Below are 21,794 nucleotides of genomic sequence, written 5' to 3' on the forward strand. Positions count from 1 at the left end.
CATGGTCTTAATTGCAGTACATCTTCTTGGTCGGCTCGGTTTTCACCGCGCTGAGGCCGGTGGCGCCGCTGTCCTTGCTGTCCTCCTTCTTGCCATCATCCTTCTTGGTGTCCGCAGGCTGGCTGCTGGCGGCGCTGCTGGAGCCAGCGCTGCCCGCGCCGGCGCCGTCGGGGGTAGAACCGGCCTGCTTGCCCGGCGTGCCGGCGGCGGTGTTGATGATGTTGACGGTGGAATTGAGCGCCTGGCCCACCGGCGCGGTCGAATCGTTCTGCGCTGCCGCTGCGGCCGCGTCGGCGGCCTGCTTGGCTGCGGCCGCGTCGGCGGCTGCCTTCGCTGCCGCCTCCGCCGCCGCCTTGGCTGCCGCATCGGCTGCCGCTTTCGCTGCCGCGTCCGCTGCTGCCTTGGCCGCCGCGTCGGCTGCCGCTTTCGCTGCCGCGTCCGCCGCCGCCTTGGCCGCCGCGTCGGCTGCCGCTTTCGCTGCCGCGTCCGCCGCCGCCTTGGCTGCCGCATCGGCTGCCGCTTTCGCCGCCGCTTCCGCTGCTGCCTTGGCTGCCGCTTCTTCCGCTGCGGCCTTGGCTGCCGCTTCTTCCGCTGCCGCCTTGGCCGCCGCCTCTGCCGCTGCCTTCGCTGCGGCTTCCGCCGCCGCCTTGGCTGCCGCTTCCGCTGCCGCCTTCTCCGCTGCCGCCTTGGCTGCCGCTTCCGCTGCCGCCTTCTCCGCTGCCGCCTTGGCCGCCGCTTCCGCCGCCGCCTTCTCCGCCGCAGCCTTGGCCGCCGCTTCCGCCGCCGCTTTCTCCGCCGCCGCCTTGGCCGCCGCTTCCGCTGCCGCCTTCTCCGCCGCAGCCTTGGCCGCCGCTTCCGCTGCCGCCTTCTCCGCCGCCGCCTTGGCTGCCGCTTCCTCGGCTGCCGCTTTGGCCGCCGCTTCCGCCGCCGCCTTGGCTGCCGCTTCCTCTGCCGCTGCCTTGGCCGCCGCCTCCGCCGCCGCCTTCTCTGCTGCGGCCTTGGCTGCGGCTTCCGCCGCCGCTTTCTCCGCCGCCGCCTTGGCCGCCGCCTCCGCTGCCGCCTTGGCTGCCGCCTCCGCTGCGGCCTGGGCTGCCGCTTCCGCTGCCGCTTTGGCAGCGGCCGCAGCCGCAGCCGCGCTGTCGGTCAGGACAGGCTGGCTACCGCCCTGGAAGATGCCGCTCGGCGCCGAGATCGAACCATGCGGTGCGGTCAACCGGACCGCGCCGGCGCCGGTGATGTGCATATCGGGATCCGCCGTGATACTGCCCGTCTGCGCCTGCAGGTTGATGCTGCCATGACTGCTGTTCAGCATGCCGGCCAGGGCGATGCCGGTGCCGGCCACCATGGAAATATTATGGTTGGCCTGGAGATTGGCGTCCTGCGTCAGGGAAATCCCGGTGCTGGCCGACAGGCTGATGCTGTCGGCCACCAGCGTGTCGCTGATGGTGATCGGGCTATGGGCCGTCAGGAAGATCGCGCCGCCGCCCGCTGACAGCGTGCCGGCGGTGTAAATGCCGCCCACGTTGTCGATCAGCAGACTGCCGGCAGTGGTGCTCAGCGGTCCCACCGCGAGCTGCTCTTCGCCGCTCAAGGTGTTGTACAGACTGATGCCGCTGCCGCCGCTATTGCTGCCGCTGAAGTGCAGCACATGGTTGCCGCTGTTGTTGAGCGTCACGCCGCCCTGCGACGATACCGTCAGGGTACCGGTGTTCAGCGCGCCGTTCTGGCTGATGCCGCCCCCGCCCTCGCCCGTGTACAGCGCGATCGACTCGAGCGCCGAAATCGATCCCACCACCAGGTTGCCGGTGTAGTGATGGATCGTCACGGTGCCGGGAATGGCGATGCTGCCGCCGCTCTGCGCGTACTGCGAATTCACGGTGAGCCCCGTCAGGCCGCTGATCGTGCCACCGCTCTGGTTGAAGGTATTGGTCGTCAGCCGGCCGCTGCTGCCGCCGTTGAGCGTGCCGCCGGTTTGCGCGTAGCTGCCGCTGGTCAGGCTGCCGACCAGGTTCAGGCTACCGCTGGTCAGGCTGAGGGCGCCGCCGGACAAGCTGGACGTATCGCCACTCGTCACGCCCAGCGTCAGCGCGCCGTCCCTCATGGTCAAGCCCTGCCCGTGCACGGAAGTCAGGCTGTTCAGCGTGGTCGCGCCGCCGTCGTAGATCACGGCGCCGCCATAGGCGCTCAGTTCGGCGGCAATCACATTGCTGGCCGTCGGCACCGCGCCGCCGGCCCAGTTGCTGGCGTCGCTCCACAGATTGTTGCCCGCGCTGCCGGTCCAGATGGCCTTGCCCAGCTGCGTGATGTTGGCCGTCAGTGTGGGCGCCGCCAGCACGTAGTTGCCGGAGTCAGCGCTGGGGTCCAGCGACAGGCCCGACACCGTCACCGTTTTGCCGTTGCCGACGTTGCGGTCCGCAAAGCTGCCGCTCATGCTGGACGAGTTCAGCAATACATTGTCGCCCAGGATCACGCCGCTCAGGTTTCCGCCCTCGCCCACGTTCAGGGTGACGCCGGTGCCGCCGTTGTAGGCCCGGTTTTGCGCCGTGATGCCGTTCACGGTCAGCGTGGCCGGCGTAATGCTCGCGCTGACATTGCCCGGCATGGCGCCGGTCACCTGATAGTTGGCGCCGTCGGCGCCGCCCAGCGACGCCAGGCCTTCGAAGGCAATCGCCTTGTTGCTGCCCACGTTCTTGCCGCCGGTGAAATAGGCATGCACCGTGCCCAGCGTTACCACATCGCTGCCGAACACGCCGCTGAAGGTGGCGTTGCCCACGGTGGCGTTATTGGTGCCGTCGTAGACCCGGTTCACGCCGGTCAATCCGCTGATGCTGAGCGGCGCGGCGCTAATGTTGGCGTAGGTGGTGGTGTACGGCAGGTAGTTGCCCGCATCGGTACCGCTCAGCGTGAGCGGCACGCGGATGGATTTTTCCACGCCCACATTCTTGTCGCTGAAGGTGTAGCCGCCGGCCAGCGCCGCCGTGACGGTATCGCCCGACAGCCCGTGGACAGACCAGTCGCCGGCGGCGTTGACCGTGGCGGCCGTGGTGCCGTTATAGACACGGTTCACACCACTGATGCCGCCGACGCTCAGCGCCGCGCGCGTGATTTCGGCGTCGCTGTTGTAGGTAGTCTTGAGCGTATAGTTGTTGCTCGCGGCCGACTCGTTCAGGTGCAGCTCGACGCCGCTGAGGGCCTTGCCGGTGCCGGCGTTCTTGTCGGCGTAGCTGGCCGATACACTGGCCGATACGACATCGTCATATGCCACGCCAGATAGCGTGGCGCTGGCATTGCTGAAGGTGGTGGTGCCATCGTAGACCTTGCTGCCGCCTATGGTCGCCGTCAGCTCGCGCCGCGTGATTGCCAGCGTCGGCGCGCCGGCCGCGTAGGTGATGTCGTAGGCGGTCGAATACAGGCCGCCGGTGCTGTAGGTGCCGACGTTCTTCGCCGCTCCCCAGCCCAGGGTGCCGCTCAGCGAGTCGCCGTTGAGCAGGCCGTCGTAGGTGGGCGTGCCGGTGTAGGTCGGCAGCACGTTGCCGTACACCGCGCTGGCATTGCTGCCGGTGACAGTCACGGTGACAGGCGTCAGGAAATCTTTCAGCAGCGGCGTAGTATAGCCGTCATAGATGCGCCAGACATCTCCGGTGAAGAAGTCCTCGAAGCTGCTCTGCAGCTTGGTCTGCGCCGTGGTCAGCCCGATGCCGCCTGCGGCGTCCGTGCTGCGGCCAGCCTTGGTGGTGTCGTAATAGCCGTGCACCACCTGGGAGCCGTTGGTAAAGCCGACCAGGCCATTGACGCCGGTGCCGAACCCGCTGCCGTCCACCTGGCCGGTGGCATAGGCATTGGTGATGGCGCCGGCGGCGAATTCGCCCAGCAGGCCGCCGGCGTTGTTATGCACAAAGTCCGTGCTGCTGCCCCGGTGGCTGACGTTGCCGCTGGCGTAGACATTGCTGAGGCTGGCGGCGGATTGGCCGTCATAGCCGTTGCGTCCCACCAGGCCGCCCACATTGCGCCCGGCGGCCACATTGCCGGTGGCGTAGGAGCGCGCTATGGTGCCGTAGTTGTCGCCCACCAGGCCCCCGACGATTTCACCGATGGTGGCCACCGCGCCGCTGGCGTAGGAGCTGGTTACAGTGCCGCTATTGGTGCCCACCAGGCCGCCGGCGTAGCCCTGGCCTATGGTGTCCACGGCGCCGGTGGCGAAGGATTTTGTAATGGCGCCGCTGTTGAGACCCACCAGTCCGCCGATGCTATTGGCGTCCATGGCCGCATGGCGGCCGGTCACGGCACCGGTGGCGCTGGATTCGGTGATGTTGCCAGTAGTGTTGCCAACCAGGCCGCCCGCATTGCGGATGCCGCTCACGCTGGCGGAACTGGCCACTTTTTCGATGGCAATGCCGGAATTATAGCCCGCCAGCGCGCCGACATTCTCCGTGCCCGTGACCGAGCCGCCCTGCAACACCACGTTGCGGACGGTGCCGCCGGAATTGCCCGCCAGCGCGCCGACATTGGCGGCCCCCGTTACCGAGGCGCCCTGCAATACCAGATCGCGGACGGTGCTGCCGCTGCCCAGGTGGCTGAACAGGCCCACGTTGTTAATTTCGGGGCGGTTGATGACCAAACCGGTGATGGTCTTGCCATAGCCGTCGAAAATGCCGCTATAGGCATAGTCGCTATTGCCTATGGGCTTGAAGCCGGCGCCGCCGTTCCACAGCGAGGTGCCGGTGGCGTCGATATTGCCACCCAGCGTAAAGGCCAGGCTGGATCCCAGCGTGGCCACGCCCTGCAGGCCGTATACATCGGACAGCATATAGCCTGAGTCGCCGGTACCGTAGCCGCGCAGGAAGGTGCCGCCGCTCAGGCGGAAGTCCTTGGCGCTGAAGGCCGGCAGCGTGTTGGCATTTTGGCTCCAGCTGCCCTGCACCAGGTTGAAGGTGCCGTCGACCGCGACGCTGCCGGTGGCAGCGATATCACGCGATGCGCTCAGCGTCAGTCCGCCAGTGGCGACCGCCGCGCCCAGCGTGATGTCGTGCGTGGCCGTCAGCGCGAGCTGCTTGCCAAATGCCAGCGACGCGCTGACCAGAATATCTTTTTCGCCGCCCGTGACCGTCACTTGCAGCTCGTTGGCCGTCACCGAGGCCAGGTCGGCCGTGCTCAGCTCCAGCGTGCCGGCCGTGCTGGTGGTGGCGCCAAGGTTGATGGCATTGCCCGACTTCAGCAGCACCGACGGCGCCGTCAGCGTGCCGCCGGCCAGCGTCATCTTGTCGCTGTTCAGCTCGATGCTGGCGCCGGAGGTGACGCCGCCGCTGTTGGTGATGCGGTGGCCGGCGCCGGCCAGCGTGGAAAGGGCCACGGCGCCGCCCGCCGTGACGGTGCCGGTCACGGCCAGGTCGCCATTCGCCGCGCTGACCGTCAGATTGCCGCCGGCGCTGCTGTTGCCCAGCTTGAAGCTCTGGCCGCTCAGCGTGATATTGCCGGTGCTCGAGGTGGAGTTCAGCGTCGTGGCGCCGGACACGCCGTTGCCCGTATTGTCCAGCGTAATGTCGCCGGCCGCGAGGGCGCTCAGGCTCTTCGCCGTCAGGCCGTCGACCGGGCTGGTGGTCTGCACGATGCGCCCGGCGCCGGCATTCAGGTTCAACGCCGCATTGGGCGCGGAGATGCCGGCTTTCAGGAAGATGTCCTTGTCGGCCTGCAGCGTCAGGCTGCTGGCACTGGTCCAGCCCACCGCATTGATGACGTGGATGGAACCGTCGCCGGTTCCGCTGCTATTGGTGGTGCGCACGGTCACATCCGTGGTGTCCAGCAGCGCTTGCAGCGCGCTGGTGGTCAGCAGCGACTCGTGCGCCACGCTGGCGATTTCAAAAATCTTGCCGGTGAGGTCCTGCAGCAGCGGCGGCGCGGTGAGCGGCATGCCGCCGCCGTAGAAGGCCGCCAGCGCGTTGTCGGCGATGTAGATGTCGGTCGGATCGAGCAGCAGCGTGCCGCTCTTGCCGCCCGGCGCCTGGGCGCGGGTATCGACCTTGCCCTGCATGTCGAGGTAGTGGCCCGAGGTTTCCACCAGGCCGCCGTCGCCGCCCTGCGCGCCGCCGCGCGCGGACAGCTGGCCGAACACGCGGGTGGCGCCGTCGCTCCAGGCGATGATCTTGCCGCCGTCGCCGCGCACGGTGGCGTCGGCGCGCACGCTGGCGTCCGCGCCGATATAAGTCTGCCGGGCATGCGGCACCGCCGCGTTCTGTCCCTGGTAGTCGCCGCCGATCAGCACGCTGCCGCCGCCGGCCGCGCCGCTGGCGTCCACCGCCGCGTTGCCGCTCAGTCCCACGCGCTCGCCCAGCAGCTGGATCTCACCGCCCTTGCCGGCGCTGTTGGTGGCGCTGGTCTGGCTGCCCGCCTCCAGCATGGTGGTGCTGTTGGCGCCGCCGGCCTTGAGCACGATCTTGCCGTTCTCGCCCACCGTCGCGCTGTCCGCGTTGATGCGGCCGCGCTGGTTCACCAGCGCGCCGTAGATGCCCACCTTGCCGCCCGCCGCCAGCACCTGGCCCAGGTTCAGCGCCTGGTCGGCCGGGGCCGACACCACCACGTGCACGTCCGGGTTGGCCGAGTCCACCAGCTGCACGCTATTGCCCGCCGCCAGCACCACTTCGCCCTGCGGCGAGGTGATCACGCCGCTGTTCTCCACGCCGGAGCCGATCAGGTAGACCTGGCCGCCGGACGGGGTGGTGATGCTGCCCTGATTGATGACCTTGCCGGCGCCGGCGCCGCCGAAGTGGTTTTTGCCGGCCAGGAAGTCGCTATTGCTGATGGCCAGACTGGAGGCCACCAGGCCGTTGACGTCGACCCGCGCGTCCTTGCCGAACAATATGCCGTTCGGGTTGATCAGATAGACCTTGCCGTTCGACTGCAGCGAGCCGAGGATTTTGCTGGGATCCTGGCCGACGATGCGGTTCAGCACCTTGCTGTCGCCGCTCTGCTGGATAAAGCGTGTGATCTCGTTGGGATTGATCGAGAAGTTCTGCCAGTTGATGATGGTGTTCGGCGTATTCGTAATCGAGTACAAATTGCCTTGCTGGAGGAAGGTGGCCTGGCCGGCGACGACCTGCGGTGTGCTGGGGTTGCCGTAAGCGGAGCCGTAGCAAGCTGCAACCAACACCGCGAGCAGCTTGCGCCGCATGCCTTGGGGAACCGGACCTGTCATCATCGTACTTACCTCATTGTGCATATTTTTAGCGTGTCACCAGCTCAGGTCTACCCTGACGTGCAGGCGATTTTTATCTTGTGACGGCATCTGGCTGGAGCGCAGCACATGGCCGTAGTCCAGCTGTACATCCACATCGCGGGAGATATTGACGCGCAGGCCCACGCCCACGCTGCCGATCGATTTCGTGCGCAGCTCGCCTCCCTGTTCGAGGTTGCGCTTGATCAGCCCCTTGTCATAAAACACCAGTGCGCGGCATTGCCAGCGCGAATCGCCGCACAACTGCGGCGAGTATAGCTCGACATTGGCGGTCAGTCCGCTGTCATTTGCCAGGTCGCGGGCGCTAAAACCACGCACCCGGGCGCCGCCGCCGATGCCGATCTGCTCCCCCGCCACCAGCGCGTCGCGCGTGTACTGCCCGTTCACGGCGGCGCGCATCTGGAAATCGCGCGGCAGCTGCCGGGTCAGGCTGGCCGCCAGCCGCACGATGCTGTAGCGGGCGTCCGCGCCGGGCCGCGCCCGGCTGAAATCGTCCTGCCCGCCGCGCGCGCCGCCGGCCAGGTTGTGCAGCACCGTCACCGAGCCGTTCAGCTCGCCCTTGTCGAACAGCCAGTTGCCGCTGTAATTCAGGCTCAGCGGATGGACCGTCACGCCGCCGCCCGCTTCGCCGTCCTGCTGTCCGCCGTCGGCGCGGAAGGCCTTGATGCCGGCGCCCAGGTTCAAGCGCCCCTCATGGCTGTCGCTCTTGGACAGCAGCTGGCTGTAGCGCGCCCCCAGCATGGCGCCCTTGCCGCCCTCCTGCCAGGTCCGGTCTTGCCAGGCACGGTCTTGCGAAACAAATTCGGCCTGGTTGTAGCCGCCGTACAAGTCCAGCGTGGCACCCGGCGTGGACGCCGGCAGGCTGTAGTCGATGCGCACGCCGCCGCGCAAGCGGCCGTCCGCGCCATTCTTCCCAGCCGCCCCGCTGTTATCCAGGGTCACGGTTCCGGACAGGGCGGGCTTTTCCGCTTCCTGGCCGCCGCAAACAGCCGCGCCGGGAGCGGCGGCGAAGGCCGCTCCAGCCAGCAGTTGCACGACGCGGCATCGCATGATGGCCTCCGCCAGGACTTGACTTGAAAGAAATGGATGTTTCTCTCAGTTTAGTCCGAAATACGGCTGGCGTCCGCATTTTTCGCGGCTTTGATGCATTTCCGCACAGATACTTTTTGTCGTTTTTACTTGGTATCGAAAGTCGTTACGCCGTCCCAGCCGGCGCCCGGCGGGTGCGCCCGGTGGTGCGCCACACGCTCCAGATACAGTTGGTACAGGCCGTGCGGCGCCCCGGCCTGCAGCGCCTCCAGCGCCGCCTGGGCCGCGTCCCACTGCTGGCTGCGCACCAGGGCCAGCGCCGCGTGCCAGCGCGCCAGTTCGTCCCGGGCCGGCTGCGCCAGCGCGCTGTCCAGCGCCAGCGGCTCGAAAATGGCCACCGGCTCGTTCTTGCCCTTCACGCGCACCAGGTCCAGCTCGCGGTAGGCGAATTCCGGCGCTTCGGCGCGCGTGACCTCGCCCACGGCGATGCCCACGCCATACACCTTGGTGATGCCTTCCAGCCGCGCCCCCAGGTTGACCGCGTCGCCCATGACGGTATAGGCGCGGCGGATCTCCGAGCCCATGTCGCCCACGTGCATCTGGCCGGTGTTCAGGCCGATGCCGATTTTCAGCTCCGGCCAGCCGCGCTGCAGGAAGTCCTGGTTCAGCCGCTGCGCGCTGGCCTGCATCAGCAGTGCGGTGGCCACGCCCCGGCTGGCGTGGTCCGGGAAGGCCACCGGCGCGCCCCAGAAGGCCATCACCGCGTCGCCTATGTATTTGTCCAGCGTGCCGCGGTGGCTGTCGCGGATGTCGGTCGACATCGCCGTCAGGTAGAGATTGATGTACTCGCGCAGGACTTTCGGCGTCAGGCCTTCAGAGATGGTGGTGAAGCCGCGCACGTCGACGAACATCACGGTCAGCTCGCGGCTTTCGCCGTCCATATTGTACTTTTCCGGATTTTCGGCCATCTCGGCCACCAGTTCGGGCGCCACGTATTCGCCAAAGCGCGACACCAGCGCGCGGCCGCGCCGCACTTCGAAGAAATAGCCCCAGGCCACGTTCAGGATGAACAGCGCCAGCGCCAGCACCAGCATGGACGAGACGTTGAACACGAGGTCGTGCGCGCTGTACAGGTAGAAATTGAAGGCCGCCGCCGCGCCGCCCGCCAGCAGCGCCAGCAGGATGGACCAGGCCGGCGCCAGCACCGGCAGCAGCAGCGCCAGGAGCAGGCCCAGCACCAGCAGCTGCACCGCCTCGAACTGCGAAGCGTAGTCGGGCCGGAACTTGAAGCTGCCGTCCAGGATGGAGCTGATCATATTGGCGTGGATTTCCACCCCGGGATACTGGGCGTTGACCGGGGTGGCCCGCAAGTCGTTCAGGCCGGGCGCGGTGGTACCCACCAGCACGATGGCGCCGGCCAGCTGTTCGGCCGGCACGGCGCCGCGCAGCACGTCGGCCGCCGACACGTAGCGGTAGCCGCCGCCCTGCGGGCCGCCGGGGCCGCGGTACTGCACCGTGGTGGTCAGCCCCTCGCCGACCGGGATGCGGATATTGCCTTCCGCGTGGAACAGGCCGATGGCTTCCAGGCCGCCGTTGGCGCGTTGGGACTCGGACAAGGTGTCCACCGTGCCCTCGAACAGGGGGTTGATGGCGCGCGCCCGCAGCGCCACGGCGGCGGTGGCCAGCGAGAGCGTTGGGTAGTAGCCCTGGCCGATCTTTTGCAGCAGCGGCGTGGAACGCACCACGCCGTCGCGGTCCGGCATGGCGGTGAAGATGCCGGCGCTGAGCGCGGCCGACTGCAGGCGCGCGATATTGGCCTCGTAGCCGGCCACCTTGTAGGCGTCCACGGTGCGGCCGTTCAGCGCTTCCTCGGTGAACGCCGGTTTCGGCAGCATGCCCTTGGCCTGGCTGCCGGACAGGTTGTAGCCCAGCACCACCGGCTGGCCTTGCAGCGCCTGCGCCAGCAGGCCGTCGTAGTCGAGCTGCGGCTGCAGGCGCGCCAGCTGGCCCTGCAGGCCGGGCACTTGCTGCAGCTCGCCCTGGGCCAGCTGTTTCAGCACGTCATAGCCGGAACTGGTGTCCGGCTCGGGGAAGGAGACGTCGAAGCCGACCGCCGCCACTTCGTATTTCACGGTGAGCTGTTCGACCAGCCTGGCCATCACGTTGCGGCTCCACGGGAAGCGCCCCACTTCGGCCAGGCTCTTCTCGTCGATGTCGACAATCACCACGCGCGGGTCGAGCACCGGCGTTTCCAGCCGCATGCGCAGGCCGGAGACGAAGGTATCCATGCGGTCCAGCGTGTCCGCGTGCAGCACGTTGGCCGTGTGCAGGATGGCGGCGGCGCACAGCAGCAGCCCTAGCAGCCAGCGCGCGCCGTATTTTTGCAATAGCCTGGCCATCGGCTACGGGGTGTAGCCGGGGATCTTGGACTCGTCCACATGGTCCAGCTGGCGCTCGTCCACGTTCTTGTGCGCGAAGTTCAGGTAGACCTTCTGGCGGATGAAGATGTCGAACAGGTCCGGATCGATGTGGCCGTTCAGGCTGAAATTGCCCAGGATGCGCAGCGACTCGGACAGCGGCTTGCCTTTTTTATACGGCCGGTCGCGCGCGGTCAGCGCCTCGAAAATATCGGCGATGGCCATGATGCGCGCCTGCACCGACATCTGGTCCTTGGTCAGCCCGCGCGGATAGCCCTTGCCGTCCATGCGCTCGTGGTGGCCGCCGGCGTATTCCGGCACGTTCTGCAGGTGCTTGGGCCACGGCAGCGACTCCAGCATGCGTATCGTGACCGAAATGTGGTTGTTGATTTCCTTGCGTTCCGGCTCGGTCAGCGTGCCGAAGCGGATGTTCAGGTTCTCGGTCTCCTCGGCGGTGAGGAAGTCCTGCTCCTCGCGCACGAACGGCCGCTCCTCGGCGCCCGGCTCCTTCTTCTGCACGCGCGGGCCGGTCCAGCGGTAGCCGGCGATCTGGCGCACGCGCTCCTGGTCTTCCGGCTTCATGCCCTCGCCGCCCACATTGGCCACGCGCAGGAACTGGCGGTCCCGCTCCAGCTGCGCCAGCTCCTCGGCCAGGGCCGCGTCGATGGCGGCGTGGTCGCCGCCGGCCAGCTTGGCCTTCAGCGCGCGGATTTCGGCGTCGCGCATCAGCACTTCGAAGCGGGCGCTGACCATGTGGATGCGGTCGAAAATGGTTTCCAGCTTGGTGCCCTTGTCCACCACGTGGACCGGCGTGGTGATCTTGCCGCAGTCGTGCAGCAGGCCGGCCAGCCACAGTTCCTTGCGGTCGCCGTCGGTCATGCGGAAGTCGGCCAGCGGGCCGCTGTCGGCGTTGTGCACCGCCTCGGCCAGCATCATGGTCAGTTCGGGCACGAACTGGCAGTGGCGGCCGGTGTAGGGCGATTTTTCGTCGATGCCGATGTTGATCAGGTTGACCAGCGCTTCCAGCAGGTCTTCCAGCTGCTGGATCAGGCGCTGGTTGGTCAGCGCCACGGCGGCCTGCGCGGCCAGCGCCTCGATAAAGCGCTGGTCGGTGGGCGAGAAGGCGCAGATGGCGCCGGTGCCCGGATCTTTCGCGTTGACCAGCTGCAGCACGCCCACCAGCTCGCCTTCGTGGTCGGTCATCGGCACCGTCAGGAAGGACTGCGAATGGTAGCCGCGCTGCTGGTCGAAGGAACGCATGCCGGAGAAGTTGAACACGTCGGCCTGGTACACGTCCTCGATATTCACCGAGAGCCGGAAGTTGGCCGAGTAGGCCGCCACCGAGGACAGGTTTTTGTCGCCCTGCTCGTCGTACAGGGGCACGGCCGGAATGTCGATCTTGTCGCCGCTGGCGCCGCCCTGGCGTATGCCCAGGGTGTCGTTGACGGAAATGTGGAAGCACAAGCTGGCGCCGTCGGCGCTGGGGCGGTACAGCGTGCCGCCGTCCGCATGGGTCATGCCCTTGGCCACCATCAATATGCGTTCGAGCAGCTGGTCCGTGTCATGGCTGGCGCCGAGCGCCACGCTCAGTTCCGTCAGCTGGTCCAGCCGCTGCGCGATTTGTATGTGGTTCAGCTCTTGCATGGTGTTTTTACAATCTTTGGTGCATAGACGATATTGATTAGAAGTGTAGCCTCAGTGCAAGCGGCTGTACATTGGAAATGCGCCGAAATCCCCGCCGAACAGGCGTGCGCCGCGCACATCGCTCAATTTCGCAACTTTTGGCCCAGAATCGATAAAAAAAAGGCTATCATCGGAGGGGGATCGTCACTTGCCTGTTCAATCATGGTTCATATTGAATAGTCAACAGAAGGGCGGCAGTGTGGAACGCCAGTGGGCGGAGTTAAAAGGCAGAGAGCATGAAATTCAAATTTTGGGGGGTGCGCGGCTCGATTCCCTCCCCCGGTCCGCGCACTGCGCGCTATGGCGGCAACACCACCTGCATCGAGGTGCGCAGCGACGACGACACCTTGATCATTATCGACGGCGGCACCGGCCTGTTTGCGCTGGCGCAGTCGCTGATCGCCCAGAAGAAAACCCCGGTGCAGGCGAATATCTTCATCACCCATAGCCACTGGGACCATATCCACGGCCTGCCCTTCTTCACCCCGCTGTTCATCAAGGGCAGCCGCGTGCGCCTGCACGGCACCACCGATCCGGACACCGGCAACGGCATTGAGCATGTGATGGGCGTGCAGCTGCAGAACAGCTATTTCCCGGTCAGCGAAACGCAGATGGACGCCACCATCGAATACCGCACGCTGGCGGTGGACGAGGCGATTGAAGTGGGCGACGCGGTGGTGTCGAACGTGGTCATGAACCATCCGGTGATCGACTTGGGCTACCGCATCGACTGCAACGGCAAATCGGTGTTCTTCACCGGCGACCACGAACCGCATTACAACATCTACCCGGAAGACCACCCCGAGTACGCGGCCTACCAGCAGCATATCCAGGAACGCGCCCGCGCGCAGGAGGACAAAGTGCGCGGCGTGACGGCGCTCATCGTCGACTGTTCCTATACCCGCGAAGAATACCCGGCCAAGCAGGGCTGGGGACACGGCACCTTCGATTCGGCCTTCGACATGGCCATCAAGGCCGGCGCCAAACGGCTGTACTGCACCCACCACGAACCGACCCGGAGCGACGACGAGCTGGAAGCGGTGTTCGCCGAAGTGATGGCGCGCCGCGCCCCGCTGCCGGAAGGCCTGGAGGTGGTGCTGGCCTACGAAGGGCTGGAAGTCGAACTTTAAGCCTCGATGTCTAAGCCGGCTCCAGGCGCTTTTCAAAACACAGCGATTCCGGTTTGGCTGCGTAGCGGCCAAAATTGGGAATCAGCGCGTAGCCGCGCGCCGCATAGAACGCCACGGCGCGGGCATTCACGCGCCGCGCGGACAGGCGCAGCGCGCCGTAGCCCAGCGCAGCCGCCTCGCTTTCAAGGAAGGCCAGCACAGCGCTGCCGCAGCCGGCATGCCCCGGCCGCGCGTACATGCGCTTGATCTCCGCAACACCCTCTTCCAGCGGCCGCAAGGCGCCGCAGCCGGCGGCCGCGCCGTCCCTGCCGCGCGCCACGGCGAAGCGGGCCTGCGGGCCGCGCACATCATCGGGATCGAAGGAGGACTGGCCGCTGTCGCCGGTGAGCGCCGCCAGCACGGCCGACAGCTCGGCCATCAGCTGCGCCGCGTCGGGCGAACCGGGATCGGCCGCTTCCACGCGCCAGGCTGCGCGCATCACTGCAACCCGCCCTGCGCCCTGCCCTGCGGCGCCGCCTGCGCTCCGGCCTGACGGGCTCCCTCAGCTCTGGCGGCAAAGCGCTGCGCCAGCACCGCGCACACCATCAGCTGGATCTGGTGGAACAGCATCAGCGGCAGGATGACCATGCCCAGCGAGGACGTGGCGAACAGCACCTTGGCCATGGGCACGCCGCTGGCCAGACTCTTCTTGGAGCCGCAGAAGACCACGGTGACCTCGTCCTCCTTGCTGAAACCAAGCCTGCGGCTGATCCAGCCGGTCAGCATCAGCACCACGGCCAGCAGCAGGCAGCACAGCAGCGCGAGCGCCAGCAGCGACGGCACGCCCACCTTGTGCCACAGCCCTTCGCTCACCGCCTGGCTGAAGGCGGTGTACACCACCAGCAGGATGGAGCCCTGGTCAACAAAGCGCAGCAGCGGTTTGTGACGGTCCACCCATGCGCCTATCCAGCGCCGCATCAGCTGCCCCGCCACGAAAGGCAGCAGCAGCTGCAGCACGATGGACATGACCGCGTCCAGCGGCGGCTTGGCCGAAGGGCCGTGCACCACCAGCGCGCTGACCAGCAGCGGCGTGGCGAAGATGCCCAGGAAATTGGAGGCGGAAGCGCTGCATACGGCGGCAGCCACATTGCCGCGCGCGACGGCGGTAAAGGCGATGGACGATTGGACGGTGGATGGCAACATGCACAGGAACAGCACGCCGAGGTAGAGCTCCGGCGTCAGCACCGTCAGCGCCAGGGGCTTGAGCAGCAGGCCCAGCAGCGGGAACAGCACGAAGGTGCAGCACAGCACCAGCAAGTGCAGGCGCCAGTGCGTGAGTCCGGCCACGATGGCTTCGCGCGGCAGCTTGGCGCCATGCAGGAAAAACAGCGCGCCGATGGCGAACGCCGTGACGGCGCTGAACGCTTCGGCCACGCGGCCGGTGCAGGGAAGGAGACTGGCGACGGCCACGGTGAACAGCAGGGCCAGCGTGAAATTGTCGGGCCGCAGGCGGCGCAGGAAAGCGAGGATGGAAGACATGCCCATATTGTAACAAAGGGAGCCGAAGCTCCCTTTGCACTGCATTTTTATTGCATGAATTACATGATGTGCTTGCCGACCCACCAGGCGATCGCCGCCACGAAGGCCGAGGCCGGGATGGTGAAGATCCAGGCCCACACGATGTTGCCCGCCACGCCCCAGCGCACGGCCGACATCTTCTGGGCCGAGCCCACGCCGACGATGGCGCCGGTGATGGTGTGGGTGGTGGACACCGGCACGCCCAGGGCGGTGGCGGTGAACAGGGTGATGGCGCCGCCGGTTTCGGCGCAGAAGCCGCCCACCGGTTTGAGCTTGGTGATCTTCTGGCCCATGGTCTTGACGATGCGCCAGCCGCCGAACAGCGTGCCGAAACTGATCGCCGTGTAGCAGGAGACGATCACCCACAGCGGCGGCGAGGTGTCGCCGGCGGCGGAGTAGCCGGCCGCGATCAGCAGCATCCAGATGATGCCGATGGTTTTTTGCGCGTCGTTGCCGCCGTGGCCCAGCGAGTAGGCGGCGGCCGAGGCCAGCTGCAGGCGGCGGAACCAGGTGTCGACCTTGCGCGGCGTGGTGCGCACGAAGATCCAGGACACCAGCAGCATCATCAGCGAACCGAACAGGAAGCCCAGCAGCGGCGACAGCACAATGAACACCACGGTCTTGATCAGGCCGGCGGAAATCAGCGCGCCGGTGCCCGACTTGGCCACCGCCGCGCCCACCAGGCCGCCGATCAGCGCGTGCGAGGACGAGGACGGAATGCCGTAGTACCAGGTGACCAGGTTCCAGACGATGGCGCCCATCAGCGCGCCGAAGATGACGTACTGGTCCACCACGCCGGGGTCGATGGTGCCCTTGCCCACTGTGGCGGCCACGGTCAGCTGGTGGAACACGAAGATGGCGACGAAGTTGAAGCAGGCGGCCATGGCGACGGCGGTCTGCGGCTTGAGCACGCCGGTCGAGACCACGGTGGCGATCGCGTTGGCGGCGTCGTGGAAGCCGTTCATGAAGTCAAACACCAGCGCCAGGAAGACCAGCACTCCCAGCACATAGATGCTCATTTGTACGCTATTCATGGATTATTCTTTTTTCGTAGTGGCGAAGGGTGGCAATTACGCGTTTTCGACGATGATGCCTTCGATGATGTTGGCCACGTCTTCGCAACGGTCGGTCACCGTTTCCAGGATTTCGTAGATGGCCTTCATCTTGATCAGGTTGCGCACGTCCGGTTCGTCGCGGAACAGCTTGGACATGGCGGCGCGCATCACGTGGTCGGCGTCCGATTCCAGGCGGTCGATCTCTTCGCAGATGGCGACGATCTGGCGCGAATTGTCCATATTGTGCAGCAGGGCCACGGCGTCCTTGACCTTCTCGGTGCAGGCCAGCACCAGTTCGGCCAGGCGCTTGGCTTCCGGCGTGACCGAGTGCAGGTCGTACAGCGACACGGTCTGGCCGGCGTCTTCCATCAGGTCCAGGATGTCGTCCATCTTGGTGATCAGCTTGTGGATGTCGTCGCGGTCGATCGGGGTGATGAAGGTCTTGTGCAGCAGGTCGACCGTGGCGTAGGTGATCTTGTCGGCCTGTTTCTCGATGCCTTCGATGGCGTGCACGCGGTTTTCCAGGTCGTCGAAGTTGGTCATCAGGGCCAGCATTTCTTTGGCGCCTTTGACGCACAGCTCGGCGTGCTGGTTGAACAGGTCAAAAAACTTGCCCTCGGTGGGCATCAAGCGTCCAAACATATTATTCTCCAATCATGAATCATCGTTACTGCAGGCAGCCGCCACGCGGCGGCCTCAGAAAATTGCGGGTACTGCGGGGGTAGTGCGAAATTCGAAAACTTAGTCGCCCTGGTAGGTCGTCAGCGAGCCGCTGTAGTTGCCGAACTTGGTGTACATGCCCATCCAGGTCAAACGTATTGCGCCGATCGGGCCGTTACGCTGTTTGCCGATAATGATCTCGGCCGTGCCTTTTTCGGGTGAGTCGGGGTTGTACACCTCGTCCCGGTACAGGAAGATGATGACGTCGGCATCCTGCTCGATAGCGCCCGATTCGCGCAAGTCGGACATCACGGGACGCTTGTTGGGCCGCTGTTCCAGCGAACGGTTCAGCTGCGACAGCGCGATGACGGGACAGTGCAGCTCTTTCGCCAGGCCCTTGAGCGAGCGCGAGATCTCGGAAATCTCGGAGGCGCGGTTGTCGCCCGGCTTGCTGCCCTGCATCAGCTGCAGGTAGTCGACGATGATCAGGCCCAGCTTGCCGCACTGGCGCGACAGGCGGCGCGCGCGGGCGCGCATCTCGATCGGATTCAGCGCCGGCGTTTCGTCGATGAACACCTGGGCGTCGTTCATTTTCTGGATGGCGTTGGTCAGGCGCGGCCAGTCTTCATCATTCAGCTTACCGGTCCGCAGGCGGTGCTGGTCCAGCATGCCCACCGAACCCAGCATACGCATGGCCAGCTGGGTGCCGCCCATCTCCATGGAGAAGATGGCCACCGGCAGGCCGGCGTCGACCGCCACGTTCTCGCCGATGTTGACCGAGAACGCGGTCTTGCCCATGGACGGACGGCCGGCCACGATGACCAGGTCGCCCGGCTGCAGGCCGGAGGTCATGCGGTCCAGGTCGATGAAGCCGGTCGGCACGCCGGTGATTTCGCTGGAATTGTCGCGGCTGTACAGCTCGTCGATGCGCTCGACCACCTGGGTCAGCAGCGGCTGCACCGGCAGCCAGCCCTGGGCGCCGCGGGCGCCCTGCTCGGCGATGGCGAAAATCTTGGACTCGGCCTCGTCCAGCATCTGCTTGACCTCTTTGCCCTGCGGGCTGAAGGCCTGGCCGGAAATCTCGTCGGCCACGGTGATGAGCTGGCGCAGGATGCCGCGGTCGCGCACGATCTCGGCGTAGCGCCGGATATTGGCGGCCGAGGGCGTGTTCTGCGCCATCGCGTTCAGATAGGCCATGCCGCCCACCTCGTCCGCCTTGCCCAGCATGGACAGCGCTTCGAACACGGTCAGCACGTCGGCCGGCTTGGAGCCGTTGATCAGGCGGACGATCTGTTCGAAGATGATGCGGTGATCATAGCGGTAGAAATCGTCGGGATTCATGAAATCCGCGATACGGTCGAACGCGGCATTGTCGCGCAGCAGGCCGCCGATGACGGACTGTTCTGCTTCGATGGAATGCGGCGGAATGCGTAGCGAATCTACCTGTGGATCGGAGGGGGTGTTCATGGCGCGAATTATACCTGCTTCGGTGCAAGGGCAAAAAATAAAAAAGCCGGGCAAGCCCGGCTTTTTTACATGTACAACAGTCTCGCCGTAGATTTCTCTACAACAAAAACTTAGGCAGCTTCGCCAACCACAGCAACGGTCACGTCAACCACGACGTCGGTGTGCAGCGATACCGACACGGCGTGTTCGCCGGTGACTTTCAGCGGGCCGTTAGGCATGCGCACGGCAGCCTTTTCAACAGCGAAACCAGCTTTGGTCAGGGCTTCAGCGATGTCGAAGTTGGTCACGGAACCGAACAGACGGCCGTCAACACCAGCTTTTTGCGAAACGGTCACGGTCATGCCGTTCAGTTTCTCGCCTTGGGCTTGGGCAGCGGCCAGCTTGATGGCGGCAGCTTTTTCCAGTTCAGCGCGCTTTGCTTCGAATTCAGCAACAGCGGCGGTGGTGGCGCGGCGGGCCAGCTTTTGCGGGATCAGGAAGTTACGTGCGTAGCCGTCCTTGACCTTAACCACGTCGCCCAGGTTGCCGACGTTAACAACTTTTTCCAACAGAATGATTTGCATAGTTCTCTCCAGTTTCTAATCTGACGGCGCTAATTAAGCGTGGTGCAGATCGGTGTACGGCAGCAGGGCCAGATAACGAGCGCGCTTGATTGCGGTGTCAACTTGGCGCTGGTAGTGCGCCTTGGTGCCGGTCAGGCGTGCTGGCATGATCTTGCCGTTTTCCTGGACGAAATCTTTCAGCGTGTCTACGTCTTTGTAGTCCACTTGCTCTACGTTTGCGGCGGTGAAGCGGCAGAACTTCTTACGTTTGAACAGAGGATTCTGTTGCTTGCGCTTTTCTTTCAGCTTGAGCTTGTTTTTGTCGAACTTTTTACCGAATGCCATTTTAGGCTCCTGTATCTAATAAACTAAAATCAATGATGTGAAACACCAGGCTTCTGCTATTGCGGTTTTTCTTGGCCAGGAATCCTGTGAACTGATAAATGCCGCCCAGGGGCGCGTCGTTGAACCGTTTTGCCAGATCGCCTGCCGCCAGGGCGGGGATCTCGAATTCGGTCAAACGGGCGATGCCTGCCTCCATCTGCTGCGAGCTGTGCTGCAAGACTGCAGTCACGATCGGCATGCCGGCGGGGGTGTACCTGATGGTGTCCCGTTCGGTGATGAGGGCGTTTACCTGTAGCTGGTTCAGTTCAGTTCCTGGTCAATGAAAAACTTGACCCTTAGGCCGCTGCAGCTGCTTGGGCTTCGGCGCGATGGCTCTTGGCCGCGTCTTCACGTTGTACCGATTTCATCATCGGCGAAGGAGCGGTTTCCGCTTTCTTCATTTTCACGGTCAGGTGACGCAGAACAGCATCATTGAATTTGAATGCGGTTTCCAGCTCGACCAGGGTCTCGTTGTCGCACTCGATGTTCATGCAGATGTAGTGTGCTTTAGCCAGTTTCTGGATCGAGTAAGCCATTTGACGGCGGCCCCAATCTTCCACGCGATGTACATTACCGCCGCGCGAGGTCACGCTGGCTTTGTAACGTTCGATCATCGCGGGCACTTGCTCGCTTTGGTCCGGATGGACGATAAATACGATTTCATAGTGACGCATGAAAACTCCCTTAAGGACTGTGAATATAGCCCACCCCGGCGTCAAGACGGGTGTGGGAAGAGGTAAGCCCGCGACTATAGCGCCTTTCCGCTGAAAAATCAAGCAGCCGCCCAGCTTGCGCTTGCGCAAGGCCGGCAGCCCCGGCGACAGGCATGCTGACCCCATGAGCCCAGCCACCGACGACTACGACACGCCCTGGAAAAACGCCGTGATGGCGTATTTCCGCGAATTCATGGCGTTCTTCTTCCCGCGCGTCCATGACGCCATCGACTGGCGCCGGGATTACAGCTTCCTTGACCAGGAGCTGGCCCAGGTGGTGCGCGACGCCAGGCTCGGCAAGCGCAGGATAGACAAACTGGTGCGCGTCACCGGCAAGGACGGCGATGCCAGGCTGCTCTACCTGCACCTGGCGATCCAGCGCGCCAGGGAAAAAGACTTCGCCGAACGCATCTTTACCTACTACTACCGCCTCTACGACCGTTTCCGCTGCCCGATCGCGACGCTGGTGGTACTGGCCGACCCGTCCCCCTCTTGGCGGCCGGACTGCTTCCAATGCGAACTGTTCGGCTGCGAAGCCGCCATATATTTCCCCACAGTCAAATTGCTGGACTTCTGGCCGCATCTGGACCGGCTACTGGCCAGCAACAACGCTTTCGCCCTGCTGACCGCCGCCCACCTGATGACGCTGCGCACCCGCCACGAGCCCAGGAAACGCTTCGAATCCAAGGCAATGCTGACCTCATTAATGTATGCGCGGCATTGGGACCCGCAACGCATACTCGATCTTTTCAATGTACTAGACTGGATGATGAAGATCCCCGGCGACTTGCAAGACCAGCTGGCCGTGCGGATTGACGAACTCAACAGGAGCAAGGAAATGCCGTTCGAGAACCTTATGATACGCATGGCCAAAGACCGGGCCCGCAAAGAAGGCTTGGAGGAAGGCAGAGAAGTGGGTTTGCAGGAAGGCCGGGAGGTGGGTTTGCAGGAGGGTCGGGAGGTGGGTTTGCAGGAGGGTCGGGAGGAAGGCCGCGAGGAAGGCCGGCGCGCCGTGGTGCGCAAGCTGCTGCAGCTGCGTTTCGGGCCACTTTCCGCCAGTGCCGAACTGCGCATCTCCCACGCCAAACCGGAAGAATTGAATACTTGGGAAGACAAAATACTGCAGGCAGGCTCGCTGGAGGAGGTCATCGGGCCGATTGCATGAAAATATTTCGCACATATCAACAAAATCCCTTGCATTAGCTCGCGCACTGTACAAAAATACAGTCTGTCTATATCCACAGCTCTCAGAGCTAACGCACCATGATCAAGCTCACCGCACGCCAGGAACAAATTCTCAATCTGATCAAGGATGCCATCGACAATACCGGCTTCCCTCCCACCCGCGCCGAAATCGCCAACGAGCTGGGCTTCAAATCGGCCAACGCCGCCGAGGAACACCTGCAGGCCCTGGCGCGCAAGGGCGCCATCGAGATCGCCGCCGGCACCTCGCGCGGCATTCGCCTGCTGGGTGCGCACGCCGAATCGGCCGCCACCAAACTGGCGCACGCCGCCGCTGCCGCCGCATCCAATATGATGTCGCTGCCGCTGATCGGCCGCGTGGCCGCCGGCTCGCCCATCCTGGCCCAGGAAAACCTGGAAACCAGCTACAGCGTAGACCCTTCCCTGTTCTCAGCCAAGCCCGACTACCTGCTGAAAGTGCGCGGCGAGTCGATGCGCGACATCGGCATCATGGACGGCGACCTGCTGGCCGTCAAAAAGGTGGACAGCGCCAAGAACGGCCAGATCGTGGTGGCCCGCATCGGCAACGAAGTCACGGTCAAGCGCTACAAGAAGACCGGTTCGACCGTCGAACTGTTCCCTGAAAACCCGGATTTCAAAGTGATCACCGTTGATCCGGAAGCGGAGGAGTTCGCACTGGAAGGCCTGGCGGTCGGCCTGCTCCGCAGCTGGCATTAACCGGCGGAC

16 protein-coding genes are annotated in these 21,794 nt (G+C 64.9%); 3 read left to right on the forward strand and 13 right to left on the reverse strand.

Annotated elements, in window-relative coordinates; translation table 11 throughout:
* Window positions 1-7: 7 nt before the first annotated feature.
* From KT882_RS24115 to KT882_RS24130, 4 genes are all read right to left on the reverse strand, one after another.
* Entirely contained in the window at window positions 8-7,192 is a 7,185-nt protein-coding gene (locus KT882_RS24115; RefSeq protein WP_228893499.1) for a YDG domain-containing protein, read from the reverse strand.
* Window positions 7,193-7,225: 33 nt separating this feature from the next.
* Window positions 7,226-8,278, reverse strand: coding sequence for a ShlB/FhaC/HecB family hemolysin secretion/activation protein (locus KT882_RS24120; protein WP_228893500.1), 1,053 nt, complete (start codon window positions 8,276-8,278; stop codon window positions 7,226-7,228).
* A gap of 125 nt (window positions 8,279-8,403) precedes the next feature.
* On the reverse strand, window positions 8,404-10,656 hold the full coding sequence (locus tag KT882_RS24125) for a CHASE2 domain-containing protein (RefSeq protein ID WP_161072649.1): 2,253 nt from the start codon (window positions 10,654-10,656) through the stop codon (window positions 8,404-8,406).
* 3 nt (window positions 10,657-10,659) lie between these two features.
* Window positions 10,660-12,318, reverse strand: a complete 1,659-nt coding sequence (locus KT882_RS24130) for an HD domain-containing phosphohydrolase (protein ID WP_161072650.1) — start codon at window positions 12,316-12,318, stop codon at window positions 10,660-10,662.
* Window positions 12,319-12,593: 275 nt separating this feature from the next.
* Between KT882_RS24130 and KT882_RS24135 the strand changes: the two genes are divergently transcribed.
* Entirely contained in the window at window positions 12,594-13,487 is an 894-nt protein-coding gene (locus KT882_RS24135) for an MBL fold metallo-hydrolase (protein ID WP_161072651.1), read from the forward strand.
* Window positions 13,488-13,497: 10 nt separating this feature from the next.
* Here KT882_RS24135 and KT882_RS24140 read toward each other — a convergent pair whose 3' ends face one another.
* From KT882_RS24140 to rpsF, 9 genes are all read right to left on the reverse strand, one after another.
* On the reverse strand, window positions 13,498-13,965 hold the full coding sequence (locus KT882_RS24140; protein WP_228893501.1) for a GNAT family N-acetyltransferase: 468 nt from the start codon (window positions 13,963-13,965) through the stop codon (window positions 13,498-13,500).
* Window positions 13,965-15,005 (reverse strand): bile acid:sodium symporter family protein, encoded by a 1,041-nt coding sequence (locus KT882_RS24145; RefSeq protein ID WP_228893502.1) that lies wholly within the window; start codon window positions 15,003-15,005, stop codon window positions 13,965-13,967. Before KT882_RS24145 ends, KT882_RS24140 begins: the two co-directional genes overlap by 1 nt.
* A 59-nt stretch (window positions 15,006-15,064) precedes the next feature.
* Window positions 15,065-16,078, reverse strand: coding sequence for an inorganic phosphate transporter (locus KT882_RS24150; protein ID WP_161072654.1), 1,014 nt, complete (start codon window positions 16,076-16,078; stop codon window positions 15,065-15,067).
* 36 nt (window positions 16,079-16,114) lie between these two features.
* Window positions 16,115-16,741 (reverse strand): DUF47 domain-containing protein, encoded by a 627-nt coding sequence (locus tag KT882_RS24155; protein WP_056394474.1) that lies wholly within the window; start codon window positions 16,739-16,741, stop codon window positions 16,115-16,117.
* Between the two features lie 99 nt (window positions 16,742-16,840).
* On the reverse strand, window positions 16,841-18,226 hold the full coding sequence (locus KT882_RS24160) for a replicative DNA helicase (protein ID WP_161072655.1): 1,386 nt from the start codon (window positions 18,224-18,226) through the stop codon (window positions 16,841-16,843).
* A gap of 110 nt (window positions 18,227-18,336) precedes the next feature.
* On the reverse strand, window positions 18,337-18,789 hold the full coding sequence (gene rplI, locus KT882_RS24165; protein ID WP_161072656.1) for a 50S ribosomal protein L9: 453 nt from the start codon (window positions 18,787-18,789) through the stop codon (window positions 18,337-18,339).
* Window positions 18,790-18,822: 33 nt separating this feature from the next.
* A complete protein-coding gene (gene rpsR, locus KT882_RS24170; RefSeq protein WP_008450941.1) occupies window positions 18,823-19,113 on the reverse strand; it encodes a 30S ribosomal protein S18 in 291 nt (96 codons plus the stop codon).
* A 1-nt stretch (window position 19,114) separates the two neighbouring features.
* Complete coding sequence (priB, locus tag KT882_RS24175; RefSeq protein WP_161072743.1) at window positions 19,115-19,417, reverse strand: primosomal replication protein N; 303 nt, start codon at window positions 19,415-19,417, stop codon at window positions 19,115-19,117.
* Window positions 19,418-19,448: 31 nt separating this feature from the next.
* Window positions 19,449-19,826, reverse strand: a complete 378-nt coding sequence (gene rpsF / locus KT882_RS24180; protein ID WP_056394461.1) for a 30S ribosomal protein S6 — start codon at window positions 19,824-19,826, stop codon at window positions 19,449-19,451.
* Window positions 19,827-19,989: 163 nt separating this feature from the next.
* Between rpsF and KT882_RS24185 the strand changes: the two genes are divergently transcribed.
* Window positions 19,990-21,030, forward strand: a complete 1,041-nt coding sequence (locus KT882_RS24185) for an RpnC/YadD family protein (RefSeq protein WP_228893503.1) — start codon at window positions 19,990-19,992, stop codon at window positions 21,028-21,030.
* 98 nt (window positions 21,031-21,128) lie between these two features.
* Window positions 21,129-21,785 carry a transcriptional repressor LexA gene (gene lexA / locus KT882_RS24190; protein ID WP_161072657.1) on the forward strand — a complete coding sequence of 219 codons (657 nt, stop codon included), beginning with the start codon at window positions 21,129-21,131 and terminating at the stop codon, window positions 21,783-21,785.
* Window positions 21,786-21,794 lie beyond the last annotated feature (9 nt).

The organism is Pseudoduganella aquatica, from assembly GCF_020865585.1.
In the GTDB taxonomy this organism is placed as follows: Bacteria; Pseudomonadota; Gammaproteobacteria; order Burkholderiales; family Burkholderiaceae_D; genus Rugamonas; species Rugamonas aquatica_A.

Excerpts from the sequence above, each read along its gene's own strand:
- KT882_RS24115 (WP_228893499.1), bottom strand. The coding sequence starts at position 7,192 with ATGATGACAGGTCCGGTTCCCCAAGGCATGCGGCGCAAGCTGCTCGCG.
- KT882_RS24120 (WP_228893500.1), bottom strand. The coding sequence starts at position 8,278 with ATGCGATGCCGCGTCGTGCAACTGCTGGCTGGAGCGGCCTTCGCCGCC.
- KT882_RS24125 (WP_161072649.1), bottom strand. The coding sequence starts at position 10,656 with ATGGCCAGGCTATTGCAAAAATACGGCGCGCGCTGGCTGCTAGGGCTG.
- KT882_RS24130 (WP_161072650.1), bottom strand. The coding sequence starts at position 12,318 with ATGCAAGAGCTGAACCACATACAAATCGCGCAGCGGCTGGACCAGCTG.
- KT882_RS24135 (WP_161072651.1), top strand. The coding sequence starts at position 12,594 with ATGAAATTCAAATTTTGGGGGGTGCGCGGCTCGATTCCCTCCCCCGGT.
- KT882_RS24140 (WP_228893501.1), bottom strand. The coding sequence starts at position 13,965 with ATGCGCGCAGCCTGGCGCGTGGAAGCGGCCGATCCCGGTTCGCCCGAC.
- KT882_RS24145 (WP_228893502.1), bottom strand. The coding sequence starts at position 15,005 with ATGTCTTCCATCCTCGCTTTCCTGCGCCGCCTGCGGCCCGACAATTTC.
- KT882_RS24150 (WP_161072654.1), bottom strand. The coding sequence starts at position 16,078 with ATGAATAGCGTACAAATGAGCATCTATGTGCTGGGAGTGCTGGTCTTC.
- KT882_RS24155 (WP_056394474.1), bottom strand. The coding sequence starts at position 16,741 with ATGTTTGGACGCTTGATGCCCACCGAGGGCAAGTTTTTTGACCTGTTC.
- KT882_RS24160 (WP_161072655.1), bottom strand. The coding sequence starts at position 18,226 with ATGAACACCCCCTCCGATCCACAGGTAGATTCGCTACGCATTCCGCCG.
- rplI (WP_161072656.1), bottom strand. The coding sequence starts at position 18,789 with ATGCAAATCATTCTGTTGGAAAAAGTTGTTAACGTCGGCAACCTGGGC.
- rpsR (WP_008450941.1), bottom strand. The coding sequence starts at position 19,113 with ATGGCATTCGGTAAAAAGTTCGACAAAAACAAGCTCAAGCTGAAAGAA.
- rpsF (WP_056394461.1), bottom strand. The coding sequence starts at position 19,826 with ATGCGTCACTATGAAATCGTATTTATCGTCCATCCGGACCAAAGCGAG.
- KT882_RS24185 (WP_228893503.1), top strand. The coding sequence starts at position 19,990 with ATGAGCCCAGCCACCGACGACTACGACACGCCCTGGAAAAACGCCGTG.
- lexA (WP_161072657.1), top strand. The coding sequence starts at position 21,129 with ATGATCAAGCTCACCGCACGCCAGGAACAAATTCTCAATCTGATCAAG.